Source organism: Actinocatenispora sera (assembly GCF_018324685.1).
GTDB classification, from domain to species: Bacteria; Actinomycetota; Actinomycetes; order Mycobacteriales; family Micromonosporaceae; genus Actinocatenispora; species Actinocatenispora sera.
This window is the reverse complement of sequence record NZ_AP023354.1, coordinates 6,477,335-6,500,709: the sequence shown is the minus strand read 5'-3', so window position 1 is coordinate 6,500,709 and position 23,375 is coordinate 6,477,335. Positions and strand designations below refer to the sequence as shown.

General features: G+C 71.7%; 22 protein-coding genes and 2 tRNA genes. 15 read left to right on the top strand and 9 right to left on the bottom strand.

Annotated elements, in window-relative coordinates; all coding sequences use genetic code 11:
* Positions 1–35: 35 nt before the first annotated feature.
* From Asera_RS30575 to recQ, 3 genes are all read right to left on the bottom strand, one after another.
* Positions 36–1,112, bottom strand: a complete 1,077-nt coding sequence (locus Asera_RS30575; protein WP_084131894.1) for an MBL fold metallo-hydrolase — start codon at positions 1,110–1,112, stop codon at positions 36–38.
* A gap of 78 nt (positions 1,113–1,190) precedes the next feature.
* Complete coding sequence (locus Asera_RS30570; protein ID WP_157034905.1) at positions 1,191–1,928, bottom strand: LPXTG cell wall anchor domain-containing protein; 738 nt, start codon at positions 1,926–1,928, stop codon at positions 1,191–1,193.
* 266 nt (positions 1,929–2,194) lie between these two features.
* The gene (gene recQ, locus Asera_RS30565; RefSeq protein ID WP_030447046.1) at positions 2,195–4,012 is read right to left on the bottom strand and encodes a DNA helicase RecQ; all 1,818 of its coding nucleotides are present in this window, start codon (positions 4,010–4,012) and stop codon (positions 2,195–2,197) included.
* A 226-nt stretch (positions 4,013–4,238) separates the two neighbouring features.
* Here recQ and Asera_RS30560 point away from each other — a divergent pair, with 226 nt between their 5' ends.
* Positions 4,239–5,225 carry an ArsR/SmtB family transcription factor gene (locus Asera_RS30560; protein ID WP_030447045.1) on the top strand — a complete coding sequence of 329 codons (987 nt, stop codon included), beginning with the start codon at positions 4,239–4,241 and terminating at the stop codon, positions 5,223–5,225.
* Positions 5,226–5,283: 58 nt separating this feature from the next.
* Here the strand turns inward: Asera_RS30560 and Asera_RS30555 are convergent, their stop codons facing one another.
* Positions 5,284–5,490 (bottom strand): hypothetical protein, encoded by a 207-nt coding sequence (locus Asera_RS30555; RefSeq protein ID WP_030447044.1) that lies wholly within the window; start codon positions 5,488–5,490, stop codon positions 5,284–5,286.
* 124 nt (positions 5,491–5,614) lie between these two features.
* Here Asera_RS30555 and Asera_RS30550 point away from each other — a divergent pair, with 124 nt between their 5' ends.
* Positions 5,615–6,343: a chloramphenicol phosphotransferase CPT family protein gene (locus Asera_RS30550; RefSeq protein ID WP_244844094.1), complete on the top strand. Its 729-nt coding sequence runs from the start codon at positions 5,615–5,617 to the stop codon at positions 6,341–6,343.
* Positions 6,344–6,540: 197 nt separating this feature from the next.
* Positions 6,541–6,837 carry an NUDIX hydrolase gene (locus tag Asera_RS30545; protein ID WP_030447042.1) on the top strand — a complete coding sequence of 99 codons (297 nt, stop codon included), beginning with the start codon at positions 6,541–6,543 and terminating at the stop codon, positions 6,835–6,837.
* Positions 6,838–6,882: 45 nt separating this feature from the next.
* Here the strand turns inward: Asera_RS30545 and Asera_RS30540 are convergent, their stop codons facing one another.
* Positions 6,883–7,353, bottom strand: a complete 471-nt coding sequence (locus Asera_RS30540; RefSeq protein ID WP_030447041.1) for a hemerythrin domain-containing protein — start codon at positions 7,351–7,353, stop codon at positions 6,883–6,885.
* A 414-nt stretch (positions 7,354–7,767) separates the two neighbouring features.
* On the opposite strand from Asera_RS30540, the gene Asera_RS30535 reads away from it, so the two are divergent.
* Both Asera_RS30535 and Asera_RS30530 read left to right on the top strand, forming a co-directional pair.
* Positions 7,768–8,358, top strand: coding sequence for a TetR/AcrR family transcriptional regulator (locus tag Asera_RS30535; RefSeq protein ID WP_035297226.1), 591 nt, complete (start codon positions 7,768–7,770; stop codon positions 8,356–8,358).
* Positions 8,355–8,747, top strand: a complete 393-nt coding sequence (locus Asera_RS30530; protein WP_051802421.1) for a DUF6069 family protein — start codon at positions 8,355–8,357, stop codon at positions 8,745–8,747. The genes Asera_RS30535 and Asera_RS30530 overlap by 4 nt, the downstream gene beginning before the upstream one ends.
* 150 nt (positions 8,748–8,897) lie before the next feature.
* On the opposite strand, the gene Asera_RS30525 is transcribed toward Asera_RS30530, so the two are convergent.
* A complete protein-coding gene (locus Asera_RS30525) occupies positions 8,898–9,113 on the bottom strand; it encodes a hypothetical protein (protein WP_030447038.1) in 216 nt (71 codons plus the stop codon).
* 881 nt (positions 9,114–9,994) lie between these two features.
* Positions 9,995–10,068, bottom strand: a tRNA-Gly gene (locus Asera_RS30520).
* A gap of 106 nt (positions 10,069–10,174) precedes the next feature.
* On the opposite strand from Asera_RS30520, the gene Asera_RS30515 reads away from it, so the two are divergent.
* The 6 genes from Asera_RS30515 to clpX all read left to right on the top strand — a co-directional run bounded on the left by Asera_RS30515 (position 10,175) and on the right by clpX (position 15,383).
* Positions 10,175–10,248, top strand: a tRNA-Pro gene (locus tag Asera_RS30515).
* A 195-nt stretch (positions 10,249–10,443) separates the two neighbouring features.
* Positions 10,444–10,719 carry a hypothetical protein gene (locus Asera_RS30510; protein ID WP_157034904.1) on the top strand — a complete coding sequence of 92 codons (276 nt, stop codon included), beginning with the start codon at positions 10,444–10,446 and terminating at the stop codon, positions 10,717–10,719.
* Between the two features lie 209 nt (positions 10,720–10,928).
* Positions 10,929–12,365, top strand: coding sequence for a trigger factor (tig, locus tag Asera_RS30505; protein ID WP_084131806.1), 1,437 nt, complete (start codon positions 10,929–10,931; stop codon positions 12,363–12,365).
* A gap of 224 nt (positions 12,366–12,589) precedes the next feature.
* On the top strand, positions 12,590–13,210 hold the full coding sequence (locus Asera_RS30500) for a ClpP family protease (RefSeq protein ID WP_030447035.1): 621 nt from the start codon (positions 12,590–12,592) through the stop codon (positions 13,208–13,210).
* A gap of 92 nt (positions 13,211–13,302) precedes the next feature.
* The gene (locus tag Asera_RS30495) at positions 13,303–13,947 is read left to right on the top strand and encodes an ATP-dependent Clp protease proteolytic subunit (protein ID WP_030447034.1); all 645 of its coding nucleotides are present in this window, start codon (positions 13,303–13,305) and stop codon (positions 13,945–13,947) included.
* 143 nt (positions 13,948–14,090) lie between these two features.
* Positions 14,091–15,383, top strand: a complete 1,293-nt coding sequence (gene clpX, locus Asera_RS30490) for an ATP-dependent Clp protease ATP-binding subunit ClpX (RefSeq protein WP_030447033.1) — start codon at positions 14,091–14,093, stop codon at positions 15,381–15,383.
* Positions 15,384–15,606: 223 nt separating this feature from the next.
* Here the strand turns inward: clpX and Asera_RS30485 are convergent, their stop codons facing one another.
* Together Asera_RS30485 and Asera_RS30480 are read right to left on the bottom strand one after the other, a co-directional pair.
* The gene (locus tag Asera_RS30485) at positions 15,607–16,587 is read right to left on the bottom strand and encodes a hypothetical protein (RefSeq protein WP_157034903.1); all 981 of its coding nucleotides are present in this window, start codon (positions 16,585–16,587) and stop codon (positions 15,607–15,609) included.
* Between the two features lie 53 nt (positions 16,588–16,640).
* Entirely contained in the window at positions 16,641–17,024 is a 384-nt protein-coding gene (locus Asera_RS30480) for a hypothetical protein (RefSeq protein ID WP_157034902.1), read from the bottom strand.
* Between the two features lie 711 nt (positions 17,025–17,735).
* Here Asera_RS30480 and Asera_RS30475 point away from each other — a divergent pair.
* The 4 genes from Asera_RS30475 (at position 17,736) to Asera_RS30460 (ending at position 23,365) form a co-directional block, all read left to right on the top strand.
* On the top strand, positions 17,736–18,269 hold the full coding sequence (locus tag Asera_RS30475; protein WP_157034901.1) for a hypothetical protein: 534 nt from the start codon (positions 17,736–17,738) through the stop codon (positions 18,267–18,269).
* A gap of 440 nt (positions 18,270–18,709) precedes the next feature.
* A complete protein-coding gene (locus Asera_RS30470) occupies positions 18,710–21,331 on the top strand; it encodes a valine--tRNA ligase (protein ID WP_030447029.1) in 2,622 nt (873 codons plus the stop codon).
* Positions 21,332–21,398: 67 nt separating this feature from the next.
* Positions 21,399–22,673 (top strand): bifunctional folylpolyglutamate synthase/dihydrofolate synthase, encoded by a 1,275-nt coding sequence (locus tag Asera_RS30465; RefSeq protein ID WP_084131892.1) that lies wholly within the window; start codon positions 21,399–21,401, stop codon positions 22,671–22,673.
* Positions 22,670–23,365, top strand: coding sequence for a DUF4233 domain-containing protein (locus Asera_RS30460; RefSeq protein WP_244844090.1), 696 nt, complete (start codon positions 22,670–22,672; stop codon positions 23,363–23,365). The genes Asera_RS30465 and Asera_RS30460 overlap by 4 nt, the downstream gene beginning before the upstream one ends.
* The last annotated feature ends 10 nt before the right edge of the window (positions 23,366–23,375 follow it).

Genomic DNA, 23,375 nt, shown 5'->3' with positions numbered 1-23,375 from the left:
AGCCCGGTCACCAGGCATCGAGCGGTAGCTCGGCGTCAGGCCCGGTACCAGTGGGTCGGGGTGTCGGTGCTGTCGGTGACGACGCCGGCCGTGCGCAGCTGGTACAGGTGGGCGACGGTCTCCGCGAGCGCCAGCCGGCGGGGCACCCCGACGAGCTGGTCCCAGCCGCGCGACCAGGTGATCCGCTCGGCCAGCTGCCAGGTGGTCGGCGCCGGTACCGCGTCGAGCACGGCGAGGATCTCCGCGGCCCGGTGGTCGTGGTGCGCGGCGAGCTGCCGGGCCCGGTCGGGCACCCCGCGGAACCGGTACTCGTGTGCCGGCAGCGCCTCGACCTCGCCGTACGCGTCCATCCGGCGCAGCGCGGCCAGGTAGTCGGTGAGCGGGTCGCCGTCCCGCTCGGTGTGCACCCCGATCGTCGGGCTGATCCGCGGCAGCAGGTGGTCGCCGGTGAGCAGCACGCCCGCCTCGGCGTCGTGCAGGCACAGGTGCCCCGGCGTGTGGCCGGGCGTGAGCACCGCCCGTACCTGCCGGTCCGGGATCGGCGCGAGCTCGCCGTCGGCCAGGTACCGGTCCGGTTCGGCCATCGCGAGCAGCGCGGCGACCTGCCCCGGGTCGACCGCGATCGTGTCGACCTCGCCCGCCGGTACCCCGTGGGTACGCAGGAAGGCCCTGTCGTCGTCGAGGGTGAGCCCCTGCCACAGCCGGGACGGCATACTCGCCGCCTCGTCCGGATGCATCGCGACCCATGCGCCCGCGGTCTCGCGCAGCCAGCCGCTCAGGCCGTGGTGGTCGGGATGGGTGTGGGTGATCACGACGCCGGCCACGTCGTCCGGTCCGGCACCGGCGGCGGCCAGCCCGGCGGTGAGCGCGGCGCGGCCGTCCGGGCTGTCCCAGCCGGGATCGACGAGCACCACCCCGCCGGCGCCCGGGAACAGGTAACACAGCGTGTACCGCAGCGGGTTGTGCGGGATCGGCACCGGCACCGACCACAACCCCGGCCGTACCTGCTCGACCGGTGGCAGCACGCGGCGCTGCCACGCCGCGTGCTGCGCGGTACCGGTGACGGTGACGGACGGGGTGACCGTGTCGGACGAGCTCGGCGGGGTGTTCACCGCCGTCACGTTACCCGCCGGTAATCGCGGCCCGCCACGACGCAGCCGCCTTGTCCCGCGGTGCGAGGAGCCGCACCGCTACCGGCCGGTGCGCCGCCGGCGGGCCAACACCAGCAGGACACCGCCGGCCGCCAGCAGGACCGCCGCGAGCACCCCGAAGATGGTCAGCGACGTACCGGTCACCGGCAGGCCGCCGCCATCCGACGACGGGCTCGCCGACGGCGGCGCCGACTCGATCGGCGACGCGCTCGCCGAATCCGACGGTGCGGTCGAGTCGCTCGGCTGCGCGCTCGGCGACTCGCTGGGCGAGTCGCTCGGCGGTGCGCTCGGGCTGCTCGACGCGGACGGCGACGGGCTCGTCGTGGCGTCCACCGCCAGTTCGGCCTGGGTCCGGCCGGCGTCACCGGTACCGGCCTTCGCCGTGACCGATGCAACCACCGTCCGCGACTCGGCGGCCTTGACCACGAACCGGAACGGCGCCTTCCGGTACGAGGTGCTGCTGCAGGTGATCGTGTTGGCCGCCGGGTCGGTGCGGCAACCGGCACCGTCAGCCGGCCTCAGCATGTCCGCCGGCACCGTCGCGGTGATCGTGATCGACGGGGTCGGCACCGACGGCTGGGCCGCCACGGCGGTCAGCACCACCGAGTCGCCCTGGTAGGCGAGCTTCTGCGACCACGACGCGGACACGGTGACCGGGTGGTGGGCGCCGGGATCGCCGGGGCCACCGGGTCCGGGCGGGTCGGCCGCGGCTGCGGTCGCTCCGGCCAACACGAGGACGCCGCCGGCGAACCCGGCGGCGAGCAGGGTGAGCTTCACGGAAACCCTTCCGGGGGTGGGAATCGTCGTCCGGCTCGCGCGCACCGGGCGCGGAACGCGAGGTGCCGCCAGTCTTGCGTACCGGTCAATACCGGGATCCGGCGCAAGACCGGACAGTGCGGACAGAAACCCGCCGGAAATCAGCCGAACGGCCGAAGGTCGGATCGTGCCGGACCTCACCGGACGGACCGTCGCGTTCCGGTCGGTGCCGACCGGTCTCGGTGCGCTCGGCGCCCGGGCGGTCGCGGCCGGCCCGGGCGGCAGGGTCAGCGGTGCTCGGCGAGGACCGCGAGGATGCCCTCGCCGTACTTGGCGAGCTTGTTCTCGCCGACACCGGAGACGGTGCCGAGCTCGCTCAGGTCGACCGGCCGGCGGGTGGCGATCTCGCGCAGCGTCGCGTCGTGGAACACCACGTACGCCGGGACGCCCTGCTCCTTCGCGGTCGCGCCCCGCCAGCTGCGCAGCGCCTCGAACACCGGCTGCGCCTCCGGCGCCAGCTCCGCGGATGCGGTGGCGCGCTTGGTCTTCGCCGCCTTGCGCCGCTCCGGCTCGGTGCGCAGCCGCACCGGGAACTCGCCGCGCAACACGTCGGCGCTGCGGCCGGTCAACGCCAGCGTGCCGTAGTCGCCCTCGACGTTCAGCAGGCCCTGCGCGAGCAGCTGCCGGGTCACCGTGCGCCACTGCGCCTCGGACAGGTCGGCGCCGACGCCGAACACCGACAGCTGGTCGTGCCGGTGCTGGGTGACCTTCGGGGTCTGCCGGCCGAGCAGGATGTCGATCGCCTGCCCGACGCCGAACCGTTGGCCGCGCTCGCGGTCCAGCCGCAACACCGTGGACAGCAGCTTCTGCGCCGGGACCGTACCGTCCCAGGAGGCCGGCGGGTCGAGGCAGGTGTCGCAGTTGCCGCACGGCTGCGCCTGCTCGCCGAAGTAGTCGAGCAGCCGCACCCGCCGGCACTGCACGGTCTCGCACAGCGCCAGCATCGCGTCCAGGTGCGCGGTCAGCTGCCGGCGGTGCGCGCCGTCGCCGTCCGAGTCGTCGATCATCTTGCGCTGCTGCACCACGTCGGCCAGCCCGTATGCGAGCCACGCGGTGGACGGCAGCCCGTCCCGGCCGGCCCGGCCGGTCTCCTGGTAGTACCCCTCCACCGACTTCGGCAGGTCGAGGTGCGCGACGAACCGCACGTCGGGCTTGTCGATGCCCATCCCGAACGCGATCGTCGCCACCATCACGATGCCGTCCTCGCGCAGGAACCGGGACTGGTTCGTCGCGCGGGTGCGCGCGTCCAGCCCCGCGTGGTACGGCAGCGCCTCGATGCCCTGGTCGGTCAGGAACGCGGCGGTCTTCTCCACCGAGTTGCGGGACAGGCAGTAGACGATGCCCGCGTCGCCGGCGTGCTCGCTGCGCAGCAACTGCAGCAGCTGCTTGCGCGGCTCGCCCTTCGGCACGATCCGGTACTGGATGTTCGGCCGGTCGAAGCTCGCCACGAAGTGCCGCGCGCCGGTCAGGTTGAGCCGCTGCGCGATCTCGGTGTGGGTGGCCGGGGTGGCGGTCGCGGTCAGCGCGATGCGCGGCACGTCCGGCCACCGCTCGTGCAGCATCGACAGCCCCAGGTAGTCGGGCCGGAAATCGTGGCCCCACTGCGACACGCAGTGCGCCTCGTCGATCGCGAACAGGCTGATCGTGCCGCGCTCCAGCAGCCGCTGGGTGGCCGGCACCCCCAGCCGTTCCGGCGCCAGGTAGAGCAGGTCGAGCTCGCCGGCGAGGAACTCCTGCTCCACCAGTCGGCGCTCGTCGAAGTCCTGCGTCGAGTTGAGGAAGCCGGCCCGCACGCCGAGCGCGGTCAGCGCGTCGACCTGGTCGGCCATCAACGCGATCAGCGGGGACACCACCACCCCGACGCCGTCGCGCACCAACGCCGGGATCTGGTAGCACAGCGACTTTCCGCCACCGGTCGGCATCAGCACCAGCGCGTCGCCGCCGCCGACCACGTGCTCGATGATGTCCTGCTGCTCGCCCCGGAACTCGTCGTAGCCGAACACCTTGCGCAGCACGTCGATGGCGTCGAGCCCCCGGAAAGACATCACCCGATCGTACGCAGCGCGGCACCGGCCGCCCAGCGCCCCGGCGCGTCGCGGCGTCGCCGCCGCCGGCCGCCGACGACGCCGCGCGGTCGCCCCGGCGTACGGCGACCCGCGCTTCGCGCGTGTGCCGTCGAGTCGGAATCACGACAGCCGTCAGCCGAGGCTGAAGGGGGACATTTCGCGGCATGATCGAAGACGGCATCGGTCATCACGTTCAGGGGGTTTCGTGTACCGGATCCATTTCACCGTGCACGACCTCGCCCGTACCCGGGTGTCCCCGGAACCGTTGCCGCTGCAGGAGTTGCACGTCGCGGTACGCGCGTTGCAGGACCGCGGTCAGCCGCTGCGGTTCGGGGCGTGGCGGCGGGCATGTGCCGGGGCCCTGTCGGAGCCGGCGCGGCTGGCGCTGTCGCTCAGCCGGCCGAACATGGTGGCGCCGACGTTCTGCTGGCCCGAGTTGCCCGGCGCCCCCGAACAGCTCCTCGAACAGGCACGTGCCACCCCGAACGACGTGGTGGCCGCCGAACTCGCCGAGATCGCGTGCCGCGATCCGTTGCCGTCCTGGGCTGCGGGGCTCGGTCGCGACGCCGAGCTGCGGGACCGGCTGCACACCGGTGTCGAGCAGTTGTTCGCGCTGCTGCTGGCGCCGTACTGGTCGCAACTGACCGAGGCGTACGCGGCCGACCGGGCGGTTCGGCTGCGCCAGTTCCAGGCCGGCGGCATCGCTGCCGTGCTGTCCGCGGCCTCCCCGGAGTGGCTGCGCTGGCGCCCCCCGGTGCTGGAGATCCGCATCCCCTCCGGCATCGAACACGACCTGTACCTGGAGGGGCAGGGGCTGCTGCTCGCGCCGTCCGCGTTCGCCACCCGCCCGTACGTCACCGTCGAGGTGGACCGGCAACCGGTCGTCGCCTACCCCGCCGGCGGGGGCGACGCGCTCGTCGGACTCACCGCACTCGCACCGCAGCAGCCGAACGGCACCGCGGTCGCCGCCCTGCTCGGCCAGACCCGCGCCACGATCCTCACCACGATCGCCGCCCATCCCTCCTGCACCACCACCGAACTGGCCCGGCTGGCCGACGTGTCGCCGGCCGGCGCGAGCCAGCACGCCACGGTGCTGCGGGCGGCCGGCCTGGTGCACACCGTCCGGTACCGCAACTCCGCCCTGCACACCCCGACGCAGCTGGGCCTCGCCCTCCTCGACACCCCCACCTGACCCGCCGGCCGGCGGCCGGAACCGAACGACGCGCCGAGCCGGCAGAAAGCGCAGGGAGCTACTTCGCGGGTTGCGGGACGTGGCAGCTGATCTTCGGGTTGACGCCGAGATAGTTGAGCGGGCCGGCGATGATCGTCACGACGGTGCTGCCGACCGTCCCGCAGTGTGCCTTCGGACTGCCGAAGTAGCCGCGCTGGGCCGCGGCGATGGCGCCGATGATGAGCCAGACGAGTACCACGACGATGCCGATGCGTCCGATGCGCACGTCGCCTCCAACGTCCTGTGCCGGCGACCTCGCGTCGCCGACGCGTGACCGCTGCCTTGCCGTTTGGACGACATTTCAACGATCTGAACGTTTTCTACCCGCGAGCGAACGCCCCGAAACGACGATGCGGCCCAAGCCCGCCCCGACGACCCGCATGCCGCCGGCAGCACCGAGCCGACCACCGTTTCGCCGCTCGGGAACAGCCCCGGACCGAGCCCGGTCCGGTCCACTCTGGATCGCAGGAGGACTCGTGGAAGAGACAGGTCGCATCGTCATCCTGAACGGTCCGCCGCGTTCGGGGAAGTCGAGCATCGCGGCAGCCATTCAGGATCGGTTCGCCGGGGTCTGGATGAACCTCGGCGTCGATCGGTTCAAGCACATGGCACCCCAGCGGTGGCAACCGGCCATCGGCCTGCGCCCGGGTGCTGAGCGGCCCGACCTCGAACCGCTGATCGTGACGCTGTACGACGCGATGTACGAGTCGATCGCGGCGCACAGCCGGCTCGGCCTCAACGTCGTCGTCGACGCCGTCCATCACGACAGCTATTCGGTACCGCGCAACATCCTGTCCCGGTGCGCCCGACGCCTGCACGGCCTGCCGGTCTTCTTCGTCGGAGTTCGCTGCCCCCGAGAAGTGCTCCTGCAACGCCGGCGAGCCACCTGGGGTGGCGTCGGCTATCAACGCCTCGGTTCGGTGGCCGATCCGGTCGGCCTGTGGCAGCGGGCGGTCCACGACCCCGGGCACTACGACCTCGAGGTCGACACGTCGGTGTCCAGCCCGGCCGAGTGCGCCGATCTGATCGAACGCCGGATCGAAGAAGGGCCCGGGTCGGCCTTTCCGCGGCTTGCCTGAGCGCCTTGGACCGACCGGCACGGTCTCGACGTCGAACCGATGGCCGGGCGGTACCGCCGACCCTGCACGCCGCCCGCCGACACCGTGTTCTCCGGCTCGCCGAGCTGCCGGCGGAACGGTCGGTGACCAGGCGCTCGACCCCGCCGTACGGTGAGCGTGTTCGGTGTCCGGAGCGACGGCTACGAACCTCATCGGAGGTGGGGGGCGGTTTCCGGCTGGCCGCGTACCCGGCGTGCAGGGTGATCCCGGCCGCCGAGAGCCGGCGCGGTTCGGAGCACCAGAACGTGGGCGTCTTCTACCAGGTCGGGATCACCGGCGACACGCTGCGACCGGAGCCGAACGGTGAGGCCTCCGAGTCGGTCTGGACGCCGATCCCCGACGTCGTCGCCCTGCGCCGCTCGTCGCTCGTCGACGTCGGCCTCGCACTGGCCCGTACGCGCCCCGCCGACGGCCACGTTCCGCCGGTTCCGGTCGGCGGCCTCGTGCAGCACTGACCGTGCCGACCGGCTGCAGGGCCGTGACGCGGTCGCGGACCGAGGTCAGAGGGGCCCGAGGACGTCGTGCGGGTCGGCGTCCAGCGCCAGCGATTCGAGGACCGCGAGCAGCTGGCGCTCCTCGTACCGGAAGTGCGACTCCATGATGGCGGCGATCCCCTCGAGGTGCCGCCGGAGAGCGGCCGGCGAGCCATCCCGTTCGACCGCCGCCTGCAGGTCGGCCATCAGCTGGCCGATCATCGTGTGATCGTGGGTCAGCTTCCGCAGCGTCTCGCGAAGTTCCGGATGAGCGGCCGCGATGGCCGGGAACAGTTCGCGGTCCTCACCCTGATGGTGGCCGGTCAGCGCGGTGCAGAAGCCGTGGCAGAACAGCAGCAGGTCGGGTGCGATCGGATCGTTCGCGGCCCCGCCATCCAGTGCCGCGCGGGTGACTCGTAGCGCCTCGCGCAGCCGCTGGTGCACGGCTCGCAGTTCGGTGCTCCAGGCGATCAGCCTGGTCTTCTCGCCCTCAGCCATGTGAGGGCGAAGGGAACGACGTCATCATCGTCGTACTCCTTCGGATCCCACGCCTCCATGCCTGGCACGGCCTGCCACCGACACGCGACGCTCGCGCCACCGTACCCGAACGTGGCGGAGTGGCTGGCCTCGGCCGGGCCCCGGGGAGCGGGTGACGGGAATCGGACTCGTACCGCCGGCTTGGACGGAGCTCCCGATCTGATGATCATCCCGCGGGCTCGGGCATTCACCCCCGGTGGGCCATCTTGACTGGCCTGCACCGCCCCGGCGCGGACGGGGTGGTGTTGCGGTGGTACGGAGCTCCGGCGCGTCTCCGGCGTGCCGCGGCCCGGCTCTCGGCGGAGCATCACGTCGTGGAGTGAGTACTCACTCCAATCTTGACGGAGTGAGTACTCACTCCGTACGGTGGTCGTCATGACACCACCGAAGGAGACCCGGCGCCGCGCCCCGGGGATGAGTCCCGAACAACGCCGCGTGATGATCATCGCGGCCGCGCTGCCCCTCGTTGCCGAGCACGGCGCGAAGGTCACGACCGGACAGGTTGCCCGCGCTGCCGGCATCGGCGAGGGCACCATCTTCCGCGCGTTCGCCGACAAGAACGAGTTGCTGGATGCCTGCATGGCCGAAGCGGTGCGGCCCGACCACGCCGTCCGCGAGATCGCGTCGATTCCCACCGATCTGCCACTGGCCGATCGGCTCACCGGAGCCGCCGACGCGCTCGACGCCCACCTCGACCGGATGGGCGCCGTCGCCGGGGCGCTGCTCGGTTCCGGTCACCGCAGTCGGGCCGAACGCCCGCCCGCCGACAGCCGGGAGCAGTCCGTCGCCGCCATCCGGGAGGCGATCACCGACCTGTTCGGCGACGACGCCCCGCCCCTCCGGGTACCCCGGGACCAGGCGGCCGCGGTGTTCCTCGGACTGCTGTTCGCCCGGCCTCGTACTCCACTGTCGACCGGCGACCTGGTGGCGGTGTTCCTGCACGGCGCGCTCGCGGAGCCCTCGTGAGACGGGCCGCCATCCGCGGCAGCGTGGTCATCGCCGCCGTGGCGGTGCCGGTATTCGTCTGGATCGTGACCGTGCCGCTGCTCGGCCACCGGCTTCGGGTCGAAGGGCCACCATCGCTGGAGATCCGCGTCGGCACCGTCATCGTGCTCGCACTCGCCGCGGCTCTGGCCGGGTGGGCGCTGCTGGCGGCTCTGGAACGTCTCACCCGACACGGCCGTACGGTGTGGACCGTTGCCGCGCTGGTCACGCTCGCGGGATCGTTCGTCCTGCTGACCGGTCCCATGGCAACCGCGACGCGAACCAGCCTGGCGCTCATGCACCTCGGCCTCGCGGCCGTCCTCATCCCGGGGATGACCCGAGCCCCGGTAGCGCTGGAGAAGCGTACCTGACAGGCGCACCCCGGGGCCGTCGAACCGCCAGCACGAGGACCGCCACCCAGAGGGCTTGGAATTGACCCCTGTTGGCTACAGCCTCGGGCACGTGCGGGGCATGGTCTTGAGGAACCAACTGCTTGCACGACGGTCACATCGGCCTGCTCATCAGATCGGATTTGCTATTACGAGCAGGAGGTCCAACAGCCACATGACGCTCACCACTGCGCCGAGGATGATGAGGGCCGGCAGCGCCCAGCGCGCACCTCTTGACGATCCGCGCGCCTGGCACAGCACCAGTGATCCGACGATGAGTACCGGTATCACGGCACAGCCGAAGACAAGGGCCAGCGTGAATAGGTTGATTTCGCTAAATCCACTCATTCGACCGGTCCCCCGTCTGGAGTTCGTGCGGAAAGTGTGCCGCCGGAAAGTTGCTGCACGATCACGGACCCGGCTCGGTGGGACCGGCACGGACGTGCTGCTAGGCCGGTTATCCCTTACGGACAATATGAGCCGGGAGCCATCCCGTCATCGCCATGCCCCTCCCGGCGGCAGCCTGCTCGGCTGTGCCTGGGGCGGCGCCTCCCGGTGGCCCGTCCGGCGACCGGGGCGTGCCCCGCGTCCCCCGGCGTGGCAGTGACCACCCGGCCACCAGCAGACCGCCGGCCTGGCCGGAGCCCCCGGGCCACTGTGTGCGGTCGGTAGTGAGCAGACCCGACGCGGGTCGTTGATCTCGGTGAGACTCCGGGTTCGGCGGTCCGCCTTTTCGTGCGCGCCGGCTGCGGGCCTTGAGCGTCCAGTCGCGTAGCGACAGCGGAGCGGGGCCAGGCGCGTGCCCGAACCGCCGGCGCCCGCCCATCCTGTGCCTGACGGGCCCATCTACTCTCCCGTGGCGTCTCTGCGACCACGGCTGCCAAGGCGTACCGCCTGCTGCGTGCCGTCCTGAACACCGCCGTGGATGACGAACTGATCCACTGCTCCCCTGCCGGGTCAAAAGGCGGTCCAGGAGAACACTCGTGGGTGTCCCGCCGCCACCGTCGAACAGGCCGGTGGGCAACTGGTCTACGAGTTCACCGCTACCGACCCGGACGCGCCGGTCTTCACGGGCGCCCACGGCGCACCGCTCCGACGCGGGAACTTCCACCGCTCTACCCGGTGGGGAGGGCGTCGGTCGGGCACGTAAGGGGCACGGCCGGAAGAAGAAGGGTGCCTGATGGTTGTTGGTCCAGGTCTGAAACACCCTGTGACCTGGTCCGGGACAGTGGAGCGGGTGACGGGAATCGAACCCGCATGACCAGCTTGGAAGGCTGGGGCTCTGCCATTGAGCTACACCCGCGACGCCGACCCCGGCGGTACGGGGCCTGCCGCATCAGGGTACATAGGGAGCGGCGGGGCAGTGTGCGCGGCTCGGCGGACCGACGGCCTACACTGTCGCAGGCACCCGGGGTGTGGCGCAGTTTGGTAGCGCACTCGCTTTGGGAGCGAGGGGCCGTGGGTTCAAATCCCGCCACCCCGACCCGGTGACCCCGACCCCGGCCCGCGATCGTGCGGCCGGGGTCGTGTCGTGTCCGGGGACGGCCCGGTTCAGGTCAGGGGCCGGGCGAGGCGTCGGGTCGGTGGTTCGGGTTGTTGGGGCTGACCCAACGGCGTGCGCTGGTGGGACGGGCGGCCGGTGTCCTGGCGCCCGCGGCCGCGCCACGATGGGTACACGATGAGCGGTGCAGGGGTTTCTGAGGTGGTGGCCTGGCGGGCCGCGCGGGAGTTCGCGAGCCGGCTGCGGGACCCGATGTTTCGGTGTTTGGCCCGGTCGGTCACGTTCCGCGCCGGCAGCCACCTGGTACTCGCGCTGGCCGAGGAGTCGCTGTCGTCGATCCTGGACCGGGTCGGCCCGGTGCGGCCGGAGTCGCCGGTGACCGTGGTGGTCTACCGGCCGGGTGCGGAGCCGCCGTTCACCTTCATCGACCTGCACGCGACCCCGGCCGCCTGAGCAGGCATGAGGCGGCGCCGGGGGGACGGTGGGTCCGGCGTACGCTTGGTGGCGTCGTGCCATCCGGCCGGTCGGGCGCCCGAGTCCTTGCGTTCCGTGGCGCTCGCCTAGACTCGGTCGGTCAGCGGCGGGTCTGCCCGCGTGGGCGCACGTCCAGAACACCAGACCGCCGTGGTTAAGCACCCGATCACCTGCCGAGGAGTACCCCTGTGAAGAGCGCCGTCGAGACGTTGAGCCCTACCCGGGTGAAGGTGTCGGTCGAGGTGCCCTTCTCCGAGCTCGAGTCGAGCGTGAAGAAGGCGTATCGGACCATTGCCCAGCAGGTGAGCATTCCGGGCTTCCGGCCCGGCAAGGTGCCGACCCGGCTGATCGACCAGCGGGTCGGTCGAGGTGCGGTGCTGCAGGAGGCGGTGCAGGAGGCGCTGCCGGAGCAGTACATGGCGGCGATCAAGGAGCACGACGTCAAGGCGATCGGCCGCCCCGAGGTCGAGGTGACCGAGCTGAACGACGGTGACAAGGTCACCTTCACCGCCGAGGTCGACGTCCGCCCGGAGATCACCCTGCCGGACCTGTCCACGATCACCGCGACGGTCGACGAGATCACGGTGACCGACGAGGACGTGGACGCCCAGATCGCGCAGCTGCGCGACCGGTTCGCCACCCTCAAGGGCGTCGAGCGGCCGGCGCAGACCGGCGACTTCGTCTCCATCGATCTGGCCGCCACGGTGGACGGCAACCAGGTCGAGGGCGGCACCGCCAGCGGCATGTCGTACGAGATCGGCTCCGGCCAGCTGCTCGACGGCATCGACGACGCGATCGTCGGCCTGAGCAAGGACGAGACGACCACCTTCACGAGCAAGCTGGTGGGCGGCCCGAACGCGGGTGAGGACGCGCAGATCGAGGTCACCGTCCGCAGCGTCCGGGAGAAGGAGCTGCCCGAGCTGGACGACGAGTTCGCCCAGCTGGCCAGCGAGTTCGACACCCTGGACGAGCTGCGCGCCGACAGCCGCGGCCGGGTCGAGCGGCAGAAGAAGCTCGACCAGGCGTACCAGGCGCGGGACAAGGCGCTGGAGGCCCTGCTCGCGGCCACCGACGTGCCGATCCCCGAGGGCGTGGTGACCGAGGAGGTCGACTACCGCAAGCAGAACATGTCCGAGCAGCTGGAGCAGATGGGCTCCAGCCTCGACCAGTACCTCGCGGCCGAGGAGAAGTCGGCCGAGGACTTCGACGCCGAGCTCAAGGGCAACGCCGAGGAAGCCGTGAAGACCCAGCTGGTCCTGGACGCGCTGGCGGACGCCGAGGAGGTCGGCGTCAACGACCAGGAGCTGACCGAGGAGGTCGTGCGCCGGGCGCAGCAGGCCGGCGCCCCGCCGCAGCAGTTCGCCGACCAGCTGGTGCGGTCCGGCCAGCTCGCCGGTGTGGTGGCCGACGTGCGCCGCGGCAAGGCGCTGTCGATGGTGCTGGAGCACGCCAAGGTGACCGACTCGGCCGGCAACGAGGTCGACCTGACCGCGGTGCTCAACCCGGCCGGTGAGCCGCGCGCCGAGGGCGACACGGCCGAGGGCGACGCTGCCGAGGGCGACACGGCCCAGGCCGAGGCGCCCGCCGAGGGGGCCGAGCAGGAGGCTGCGGCGAGGGCCGAGTGAGCTGATTCCGTTCCGTGCCGACCGGCCCGTCACCCGTGTCCCGGGTGCGGGCCGGTCGCCGTTCGTCGTCCGGTTGTCGTGGCGGGCGCACGGCGATGCGCTGAGAGCGAACACCCGGCCCGTCGGCGGCGGTTGGGCGCACGTACCGGCTAGGGTCGATGACGAAACCAGCGCCGGGCCGGCAGCATCGCCACCGGCGCCGTGTGGGCCGAGAGGATCGCAACATGACTGACCTGTACACGCCTTCCGCGCGCTCCGCGGACACCGGCGGTGGCGGATTCGACGACCTGGTCTTCAACCGGCTGCTGCGGGAGCGGATCATCTTCCTGGGCAGCGAGGTCAGCGACGAGTCCGCGAACCGGGTCGTCGCCCAGCTGCTGCTGCTCGCCGCCGAGGATCCGGAGCGCGACATCTCGCTCTACATCAACTCGCCGGGTGGCTCGGTCTACGCGGGCATGGCGATCTACGACACCATGCAGTTCGTCAAGAACGATGTGGCGACCTACGCGCTCGGCATGGCAGCCTCGATGGGTCAGCTGCTGCTGTGCGCCGGCACCACCGGCAAGCGGTACGCGCTGCCGCACGCGCGGATCATGATGCACCAGCCGTCCGGTGGCATCGGCGGAACGGCGGCCGACGTCGCCATCCAGGCCGAGCAGATGGTGTACACGAAGAAGATGTTCCAGGAGTGCGTCGCGCGCCACACCGGGCAGACGCTGGAGCAGATCGAGACCGACTCCGACCGGGACCGGTGGTTCACCGCCGAGGAGGCGAAGGACTACGGCTTCATCGACCACGTGGTGACCGGCGCCGCGCAGGTCCCCGGTGGCGCCGGGCTGTCCTGAGTCAGCAGTCGTCCCCGAGTCAACGCCCGGCCTCAACGAAGGAATTCACCATGAGTCTTTCCACACCCGGCAGCCCGTTCGGCGGGGTCGCCATGCCGACCGGTTTCGCGCCGGTGCAGAACCGCTACATCCTGCCGTCGTTCGTCGAGCGCACGTCGTACGGGGTGAAGGAGTCCAACCCGTACAACCTGATGTTCGAGGAGCGGATCATCTTCCTCGGCGCGCAGATCGACGACGTGTCGGCCAACGACGTGATGGCGCAGCTGCTCGCGCTGGAGTCGATGGACCCCGACCGCGACATCACCATGTACATCAACTCGCCGGGTGGCTCGTTCACCGCGATGACCGCGATCTACGACACGATGCAGTACATCCGGTGTGACATCTCCACCGCCTGCCTGGGCCAGGCCGCGTCCGCCGCGGCGGTGCTGCTGGCGGCCGGTGCGCCCGGCAAGCGGATGGCGCTGCCCAACTCGCGGATCATCATCCACCAGCCGGCGACCGAAGGCGGGTACGGTCAGGGGTCCGACATCGAGATCCAGGCGCGGGAGATCATGCGGATGCGCACGCTGCTGGAAGACCTGATCTCCAAGCACTCGGACCGCGACGTCGAGCAGGTCAAGCGGGACATCGACCGTGACAAGATCCTCACGGCCGACGAGGCGATGGCGTACGGGCTGGTCGACCAGGTGCTGCCGAGCCGCAAGAAGAACGCGGCCGCGGCGGTGGCGGGCTGAAAGCCCCGCTCGGGGGTCCGTTTCGGGCCTCCGAGCGGGTACGGTCGAAGAGTCTGTTCGACAGGTACGGCGCTGGAGCAGGTGCAGCGCGAATCAGTCAGGAGCGGTCGGGTGCCCCGGCCGCCGGTGCAGGGGAGTCGTAGGTGGCACGGATCGGCGACGGCGGTGACCTGCTCAAGTGTTCCTTCTGCGGGAAGTCCCAGAAGCAGGTCAAGAAGCTCATCGCGGGCCCTGGGGTCTACATCTGCGACGAGTGCATCGACCTGTGCAACGAGATCATCGAGGAAGAGCTGAGCGAGTCGGGCGACGTCAAGTGGGACGAGCTGCCCAAGCCCAAGGAGATCTGCGAGTTCCTCGACCAGTACGTGGTGGGTCAGGACGGGGCCAAGCGCGCCCTGTCGGTGGCGGTCTACAACCACTACAAGCGCATCCAGGCGGATGCCGCCGGGCACCGCACCTCGGGCGCTGACCCGGTCGAGCTGGCCAAGTCGAACATCCTGCTCATCGGGCCGACGGGCTGCGGCAAGACGCATCTGGCGCAGACCCTGGCCCGGATGCTCAACGTGCCGTTCGCGATGGCGGACGCGACCGCGCTGACCGAGGCCGGCTACGTCGGCGAGGACGTGGAGAACATTCTCCTCAAACTCATCCAGGCGGCCGACTACGACGTCAAACGCGCCGAAACGGGCATCATCTACATCGACGAGATCGACAAGGTGGCCCGCAAGAGCGAGAACCCGTCGATCACCCGCGACGTGTCCGGCGAGGGCGTCCAGCAGGCGCTGCTGAAGATCCTGGAGGGCACCACCGCGAGCGTCCCGCCGCAGGGCGGCCGCAAGCACCCGCACCAGGAGTTCATCCAGATCGACACCACCAACGTGCTGTTCATCTGCGGTGGCGCGTTCGCCGGTCTCGAGAAGATCATCGAGCAGCGGGTCGGCCGCAAGGGCATCGGTTTCGGCGCCCAGCTGCACAGCAAGGAAGAGCGCTCCACCGACGACGTGTTCGCCGACGTGATGCCGGAGGACCTGCTCAAGTTCGGCATGATCCCGGAGTTCAACGGCCGGCTGCCGATCGTCACCAGCGTGCGCAACCTGGACCGCGACGCGCTCATCCGGATCCTGCAGGAGCCGAAGAACGCGCTGGTCAAGCAGTACGTGCGGCTGTTCGAGCTGGACGGTGTCGAGCTGGCGTTCGACCCTGAGGCGCTCGCGGCCATCGCCGACCAGGCGATCCTGCGCGGCACCGGCGCCCGCGGACTGCGCGCCATCATGGAGGAGGTCCTGCTCCCCGTGATGTACGAGATCCCGTCCCGGCTGGACGTGGCCCGCGTGGTGGTGACCCGCGACGTGGTGCTGGAGAACGTGAACCCGACGATCGTGCCGCGCGAGGCGCGCGAGACGCGTACCCGGGAGCGCCGCGAGAAGTCGGCCTGACCGACCAGACGACGAAACGGCCCGGGCGATCGCCCGGGCCGTTTCGTCGTCTCCGTGTTGCCGGTGCACTCGGCCCGGTCGGTCCGACGCCGGCTTGGTCGGGCGCGGTCGGCGCGGTCGGCGCGGTCGGTCTGGCGCCGGCGCGGTCGGCCCGGTCGGCTTGACGCCGGCGCGCTCGGCCCAGGTTCGCGGGCGGTCGGAGCGACGCTGGTTCGTGGGGCGGTCAGCTGCCGCCCTTGTGTACGACGTCGGGGAGAAGCTTGCCGGCGAGCGTCTCGACGGTCGGCTCGTCGCTGGTCAGGCTCATCACGCCGACGAGGGCGACCCGGTCGGCCCAGGCGCAGACCCCGCCCTTGGCACCGGACGACCCGAAGTCGACCTTGGCGCATTCCATCGACCCGCCGACCGCGGACGGCGGGTCGACCGAGTGCTGTCCGCTGACCGTCACCGAGTCGCCGGACAGGCCGGAGAAGAAGTCGTCGAGGTGGTTCTCGACGCTGTCCAGCGAGCTGTCCATGGTGCCGCCCCACACGTAGACGGTGGTGTCCGAGCCGTCGGTGTACGCGGCGCCGATGGTGGTGGCGAACTCCTCCTCGCCGTCCAGCTCGCGCTTCATCGACGCGGCGACCGTGTCGCCGGGCTTCTTGGTCAGGCCGTCGGCCGAGTCCGGGGTGGACAGCGTGGTGGCGGAGTTCTTGGCGCCGAGGCCGATGCCGACCGTGCCCTGCACCGCCGCGTACCCGCCGATGCCGCACAGGACCAGCAGCAGGGCGCCGACACAGGCCAGCGTGATGATCAGCCCGGTCCGGGACTTCTTCGCCGGTACCGGTGGCGCGGGCGCCGGATACCCCGGCGCCGGGTAGCCCGCGCCGGGGTATCCCGACGCCGGGTAGTCCGGAGTCGGGTAGCCGGGCCCGCCGGCGGGCGGCACGCCGTACGCGGTGCCGGGCGCCTCGGCCCCGTACGGCCCCGCCGGGTACCCGCCCGCGCCGTACGGCGATCCCGGTGGCTGCCCTTGGCCGTACTGCGGCGCCGCCGGCTGCCCGCCCCCGTACTGCGGCGCCGCCGGCTGCCCGCCCCCGTACGGCTGGCCACCGGGCTGGCCGCCCGGCTGGCCCCGGTCGCCGAACGGCGACACCTCGTACTGCTGTGGCTGCCACTGCGGATCCGGGCCGGGGGGACCTGGGGGGTACGGCGAGGACATCGGTGCTCCGATCGGGATGCGGGTGCCGCCAGGGTACGACCCCCGGCCAGCGGTCAGTCCCGGTGCACGATGTCGGGCAGCACCCGCCTGGCGTACCGGATGGTTTCGTCGACGTCGTGATCGACCGTGAACAGTTCCACCACCGCGGCTCGGTTCACCCAGACACAGAATCCGCCGTGTGCCGCGGTCCCACCGCCCGTGACGGTGATCGCGGCGCAGGTCATGGAGCCGTCGACGGGGCGTGGTGGGACGACAAGACGCCTGCCGCTCGCCCGCACATCGCTGTACGACAGGGCGAGGAACAATCCGTCGACCGCATCGTCGGGTTCGTCGGTGGCGGGATGCGCGAACAGACCGCCCACGACCGCGACCGGTCCGTCGCTCGTGCCGGGGACGCCGTACACGGCGGAGATCCTGCTGCGGAGAGTGGAGAGCATCGCAGGATCCGCCCCGGCCAGGAGGTCTGGGGCATCGGTCCTGCGTAGCCCACCAGCTCGGGCCGGTACGGTCAGCCTGGTGCCCGCGTCCGGGTTGAGAGCGGCCCGGATCTTCGGCCAGGTCAGGAACCCGCCGGCGCCGAGGAGCAGTACCGCGACGACCGCGATCCGAAGCCCGGTCAGCAGCCTGCAGGGGAGCTTCCGTCGCGGCTCCGGCTGCGCCCCGGGACTCGCCGGGTCCGGCCACACCAGGGGAGCGGCCGAGACCGCCGACCCCGGAGGCGCCGGGTCCGGGGCTGGGGAGGGAGTCGCCGCGCTTGGCGCTGGGTCGGAAGTCGCCGCGGCCGGTGGAGCCTGCGGGGTCACCGACGATGCCGCACATCGCGGCGGTCCGGGCGACGCGGCAGGCCCGACGGTCCGCGGCATCCGGCCCGGCTCCGCGGGTTGCGCGCCGTCGGTGAGCGGTGCGGGGTCGTCTGCTGAGGCCATGCTGCTCCTACGATGCGGCGGCCCCGGGGCGTGGAGGTGTCCGGGGATCGGCGCAGCGGTACGGCAGGGTCGTACCGCCGGGGCCGCCGGTGATGGAGCTGGCGTGGGGCCGAGACACGTTATCGTCCGTTCCGGCGTTACGGCCTCGGCCTTTCGGTGGATCGGGACGCCCGGTACGAAAGGCCGACGGCCTGGGTGGAGCCGGGCGGCTATCTTGCGATCATGGCGTACCAGCCGTACCAGCCCGCGACAGCGGCCCCGATGCATTCCCGACCGCGTGGCGTGACCGGCGCCGCGATCGCGCTGATCCTGTCCGGCGGCGCGAGTTTCGTCTGCGCGGCGATCTGGATGGCCGCCGGCCTGTCGGAGCTGCACGACGAGGTGCAGGAGGTGAGCTTCGGCGGCAGCGACGTCGTCGCGTACGTCATCCTCTTCTCGCCGGTGCTGACGGTGTTCCTGTCGCCGGCGACGATCATCGGCGGGGTGCAGATGCTGCGCCGCCGCAACCGCCGGTTGTCCACGGTGGGTGCGGTGCTCGCGATCGTGCCGTTCACCGGGTGCTGCCTGCTGGCCGGCATCCCCTGCGGCATCTACGCGCTGTTCGTGCTGCGCCGGCCGGACACCATGGCCTGGTACCGCTCCGGCACCGTGCTGCAGCAGCCGCCGCCGGCCGATCCGTACGGGCAGTACGGGTACGGGCCGGGGCAGTACGGGCCAGGGCAGTACGGGCCCGGGCCGCACGGCCCCTGGCAGTGAAGGCGTTGCACTCGGTGCGCCCGCGGCGCGTGCGCGGGCCTTCTGGTAGGGGCCGGTGGTGGTGGCGCGAGGCCTGACCGGGCAACGACCGGAAGTGACGAAGCCCGACAGGCCGCATTTGCCGTGATTCGTCCCGCCTCGGCTCGCCCGCCCCGGCAAGTCCGGCCCGGCAAGTCCGGCCCGGCAAGTCCGCCCTGACTCGTCCGCCCCGGCTACCTGTCCACGTTTACCTGTCCACGTTTACCTGTCCACGTTGCGTACGCGGGTCCGTGGTCGGTCGTTCGGCGACCGCGCCCGTGGTCGGCCGGCGGCGGCCGGGTCTCGAAGCCCGTCCGCCCGAGCATCGCCTCGCTGACGGCGGCTGCGCAGACCTCGGGCGGACCGGTCGACGGCGGGCGCCCCGTGGCATCGCGTGACGTGGGCTCCGTAGACTCGTTGGGGTGACCGTGACTCCGCAGACCCAGCCCGACCTGTCCGCTGCGTACCAGCCCGGCGAGGTAGAGGCCCGCCGCTACGAGCAGTGGGTATCGGCGGGGTATTTCGGGGTGGACGCGGCGTCGCAGCGGCCGCCGTTCTCGATCGTGATCCCGCCCCCGAACGTGACCGGTTCGCTGCACATGGGCCACGCGCTCGACCACACCATCCAGGACTCGCTGATCCGCCGCCGCCGGATGCAGGGCTACGAGGCGCTCTGGATGCCGGGCATGGACCACGCCGGCATCGCCACCCAGAACGTGGTGGAGCGCCAGCTCGCCGAGCAGGACGGCAAGTCCCGGCACGACCTCGGCCGGGACGCGTTCGTCAAGCGGGTGTGGCAGTGGAAGGAGGAGTTCGGCGGCCGGATCCTCGGCCAGATGCGCCGGCTCGGCGACTCGGTCGACTGGAGCCGCGAGCGGTTCACCATGGACGCCGGGCTGTCCCGCGCGGTGCTGACGATCTTCAAGCGGCTCTACTCCGAGGGCCTGATCTACCGCGCCGAGCGCATCATCAACTGGTGCCCGCGCTGCCTGACCGCGCTGAGCGACATCGAGGTCGAGCACTCCGACGACGACGGTGAGCTCGTCTCCATCCGGTACGGCGAGGGTGACGACGCGATCGTGGTGGCCACGACGCGGGCCGAGACGATGCTCGGTGACACCGCGATCGCGGTGCACCCGGACGACGAGCGCTACGCGCACCTGGTCGGCCGCACCGTGGAGCTGCCGTTCACCGGCCGCCGGATCCCGGTGGTGGCCGACGGGCACGTCGACCCCGAGTTCGGTACCGGTGCGGTCAAGGTGACCCCGGCGCACGACCCGAACGACTTCGAGATCGGGCGGCGGCACGACCTGCCGTCGATCACGGTGCTCGACGAGCACGGGGTGATCATCGCGCACGGCCCGTTCGAGGGGCTGGACCGGTTCGAGGCGCGGCCGGCGATCGTGGCGGCGCTGCGCGAGCAGGGCCGCATCGTCGCCGAGAAGCGGCCGTACGTGCACGCCGTCGGGCACTGCTCGCGCTGCAACACGACCGTCGAGCCGCGGTTGAGCAAGCAGTGGTTCGTCAAGGTCGAGCCGCTGGCCAAGGCGGCCGGCGACGCGGTGCGCGACGGCCGGGTCACCATCCACCCGGTCGAGCAGCGCAAGCGCTACTTCGACTGGGTCGACAACATGCACGACTGGTGCATCTCGCGGCAGCTGTGGTGGGGCCACCGGATCCCGATCTGGTACGGGCCGGGCGGCGAGATGGTGTGCGTCGGTCCGGACGAGGAACCGCCGACCGGCGACGGCTGGACGCAGGACTCCGACGTGCTGGACACCTGGTTCTCGTCGGCGCTGTGGCCGTTCTCGACCCTCGGCTGGCCGGCGCAGACGCCGGAGCTGGCGAGGTTCTACCCGACCAGCGTGCTGGTCACCGGCTACGACATCCTGTTCTTCTGGGTCGTCCGGATGATGATGTTCGGGCTGTACGCAATGGACGGCCGGCAGCCGTTCGATCAGGTGGTGCTGCACGGCCTGGTGCGCGACCAGTTCGGCAAGAAGATGTCGAAGTCGCGGGGCAACGTGGTCGATCCGCTGGAGTGGATGGACTCCTTCGGCGCCGACGCCACCCGGTTCACCCTGGCCCGCGGCGCGAACCCGGGGTCGGACGTGGCGGTCAGCGAGGAGTGGGCGCAGGGCTCCCGCAACTTCTGCAACAAGCTGTGGAACGCGACCCGGTTCGCGCTGCTGTCCGGCGCCACCGTCGAGGGCGACCTGCCGGCGACGGCCGAGATGTCCACTGTGGACCGCTGGGTGCTGTCCCGGCTGCAGCGCACCGTGTCGCAGGTCGACCGGCTGTTCGAGTCGTACGAGTTCGCCAAGGTCTGCGACCTGCTCTACCACTTCGCCTGGGACGACGTCTGTGACTGGTACCTGGAGCTGGCCAAGCCGGTGCTCGCCGCCGACGGCGACGCCGCGCGGGTGACCCGGCGGGTGCTCGGGCACGTTCTCGACACGCTGCTGCGGCTGCTGCACCCGGTGATGCCGTTCGTCACCGACGAGCTGTGGTCGACCCTGACCGGTGCGGACAGTGTGATGGTGGCGAGCTGGCCGACGGCCGACGAGTCGCTGGTCGATGCCGCCGCCGAGGCCGAGGTCGTCACCCTGCAGCGGGTGGTCACCGAGATCCGCCGGTTCCGCTCCGACCAGGGGCTCAAGCCGGGGCAGCGGGTCGCGGCCCGGCTGGCCGGCCTGGCCGAGGCCGGCATCGGCGGCCACCACCAGCTGATCGGTTCGCTGGCCCGGCTCAACGAGCCGTCCGACGGCTTCGAGCCGACCGCGAGCGTCACCGTCACCGGCGTCACGGTGGAGCTGGACACCCGCGGCAGCATCGACGTGGCGGCCGAGCGGGCCCGGCTGGAGAAGGACTTGGCGGCCGCCCGTAAGGAGCTCGACGGGACGACGAAGAAGCTGGCGAACGAGGCGTTCCTGGCCAAGGCGCCGGAGCCGGTGGTGGCGAAGATCCGCGACCGGCAGGCCGTCGCGACCGCCGACATCGAGCGTCTGACCGCCGCGCTGTCCGGGCTGGCCGGGCGTGGCTGATCGCGGCGACGAGTCGGCGGACTTCGCGGCGGTCGACGCGGAGCTGCTGGAGCGCGGCTTCACCCGGATGGTCTTCGAGCCCGAGCGCATCATCATGCTGCTGGATCTGCTCGGCAACCCGCAGCGCGCGTTCCGGGCCATCCACCTGACCGGCACGAACGGCAAGACCTCGAGCGCTCGGATGATCGACTCGCTGCTGCGCACGCACGGCGTGCGCACCGGCCGGTACACCAGCCCGCACCTGGAGACGGTGCGCGAGCGCATCTCCATCGACGGCGAGTCGATCAGCGAGCGCCGCTTCGTCGAGGTGTACGAGGAGATCGCGCCGATGGTGGCGATGGTCGACGCCGAGTACCCGGAGCCGGTGACCTACTTCGAGCTGACCACCGCGATGGCGTTCGCGGCGTTCGCGGACGCGCCGGTGGACGTGGCGGTGGTCGAGGTGGGGCTCGGCGGCGCCACCGACGCCACCAACGTGCTGCACGCGCCGGTGTGCGTGCTCACCCCGGTCGGGCTGGACCACTCGGAGTGGCTGGGCGACACGATCGCCGAGATCACCACCCAGAAGATGGGCATCGTGCACGAGGGCGCCACGCTGATCGCCGCCGCGCAGGCCGAGGAGGCGGTTCGGCCGATCGTCGAGCGATGCGCCGAGGTCGAGGCGACCCTCGCCCGGGAGGGCAGTGAGTTCGGCGTGCTGCGCCGGCAGGTCGCGATCGGCGGCCAGCTGCTCAACCTGCAGGGCCTCGGCGAGGTGTACTCCGACGTCTTCCTGCCGCTGCACGGCGCGCACCAGGCGCAGAACGCGGCGGTGTCGCTCGCCGCGGTGGAGGCACTGTTCGGCGCCGGCGCCGGCGGCCGGGCCCTGTCCGCCGACCTGGTACGGGACGGGTTCGCGCAGGTCAGCTCACCCGGCCGGCTGGAGCGGGTACGCACCTCGCCGACCGTGCTGCTGGACGCGGCGCACAACCCGGCGGGGATGACCGCGACGGTCACCGCGCTGACCGAGGAGTTCGAGTTCCGCCGGCTGGTGGTGCTGGTCGCCGCGCTCACCGACAAGGACGTCGGCTCGATGCTGGAGCTGCTCGAGCCGGTCGCCGACGAGATCGTCGTGAGCCGCAACTCGTCGTCGCGGGCGATGCCGGTGGCGCAGCTCGCCGCGCTCGCCACCGAGATCTTCGGCGCCGACCGGGTACACGTCGAGCCCGAGCTGCCGGACGCGATCCAGGAGGCGGTCGGCCTGTCCGAGCAGGGCGAGGATCCGGCACTGGGCGGCCTCGGTGTGCTGATCACCGGGTCGGTGGTCACCGTCGCCGACGCGCGGAAGCTGCTGCTGCGATGACCGACGAGCGCCCCGACCAGGCCCGCGATCCGGGCACCGCCGGCGCCCCCGGCACCCCCGCGAACGGCACCCCGGCCAACGGCATGCGGGCCGAAGCTGCGGAGCCCGCCGGGCCTGCGGATGGCGCCAAGCCTGCGGGTGCCGCCGCTCCAGCGGGCGCCGCCGAGCCTGCGAGCGGTGCCGAGCCCGCTGAGCACGCGGATGGCGGCGAGACCACCGACCGGTCCGAGCCCGCCGAGCCTGCGGGTGGCAGCGAGTCCACCGAGCCCGCGGATCGCACCGAGACCGCGGAGGGCGCCGAGGCGGTCGACGGTGCCGAACCGGCCGGGGCCGGTACCGACGGGGGCTGGGCGCCGGTGTCGGGGTTGCGGAACCCGGCCGGTGCGCTGCGCGGCGCCGGCGCCGGGGTGCTCTCGATCGAGGCACTGGTGCTGCTGCTCGCGGTGTTGCCGCTGCGGATGCTGAAGGCGCCCGGCTGGGGCATGGCGGCGGTGGCGATCCTGGCCGCGCTGGCGATCGTGCTGATCGGGCTGCTCAAGCGGCGCTGGGCCTGGTATGCCGGGATCGTGTTGCAGGCGCTGGTCATCGCGACGGGCGTGGCGCACTGGGCGATCGCGGTGATCGGCTGCCTGTTCGCCGCGATCTGGCTGTACGTGTTGCACGTGCGCCGCACAGTCCTCGGACGCATCTGAGCCCAGCGCC

Coding starts and splice junctions, on each gene's coding strand:
- Asera_RS30540 (WP_030447041.1), bottom strand. CDS start 7,353: ATGGCTGAGGGCGAGAAGACCAGGCTGATCGCCTGGAGCACCGAACTG.
- Asera_RS30495 (WP_030447034.1), top strand. CDS start 13,303: ATGCCGACCGGTTTCGCGCCGGTGCAGAACCGCTACATCCTGCCGTCG.
- Asera_RS30525 (WP_030447038.1), bottom strand. CDS start 9,113: ATGAGTGGATTTAGCGAAATCAACCTATTCACGCTGGCCCTTGTCTTC.
- Asera_RS30465 (WP_084131892.1), top strand. CDS start 21,399: ATGGTCTTCGAGCCCGAGCGCATCATCATGCTGCTGGATCTGCTCGGC.
- Asera_RS30550 (WP_244844094.1), top strand. CDS start 5,615: ATGCGGCCCAAGCCCGCCCCGACGACCCGCATGCCGCCGGCAGCACCG.
- Asera_RS30485 (WP_157034903.1), bottom strand. CDS start 16,587: ATGTCCTCGCCGTACCCCCCAGGTCCCCCCGGCCCGGATCCGCAGTGG.
- recQ (WP_030447046.1), bottom strand. CDS start 4,012: ATGTCTTTCCGGGGGCTCGACGCCATCGACGTGCTGCGCAAGGTGTTC.
- Asera_RS30460 (WP_244844090.1), top strand. CDS start 22,670: ATGACCGACGAGCGCCCCGACCAGGCCCGCGATCCGGGCACCGCCGGC.
- Asera_RS30500 (WP_030447035.1), top strand. CDS start 12,590: ATGACTGACCTGTACACGCCTTCCGCGCGCTCCGCGGACACCGGCGGT.
- Asera_RS30475 (WP_157034901.1), top strand. CDS start 17,736: ATGGCGTACCAGCCGTACCAGCCCGCGACAGCGGCCCCGATGCATTCC.
- Asera_RS30480 (WP_157034902.1), bottom strand. CDS start 17,024: ATGCTCTCCACTCTCCGCAGCAGGATCTCCGCCGTGTACGGCGTCCCC.
- Asera_RS30510 (WP_157034904.1), top strand. CDS start 10,444: ATGAGCGGTGCAGGGGTTTCTGAGGTGGTGGCCTGGCGGGCCGCGCGG.
- Asera_RS30535 (WP_035297226.1), top strand. CDS start 7,768: ATGACACCACCGAAGGAGACCCGGCGCCGCGCCCCGGGGATGAGTCCC.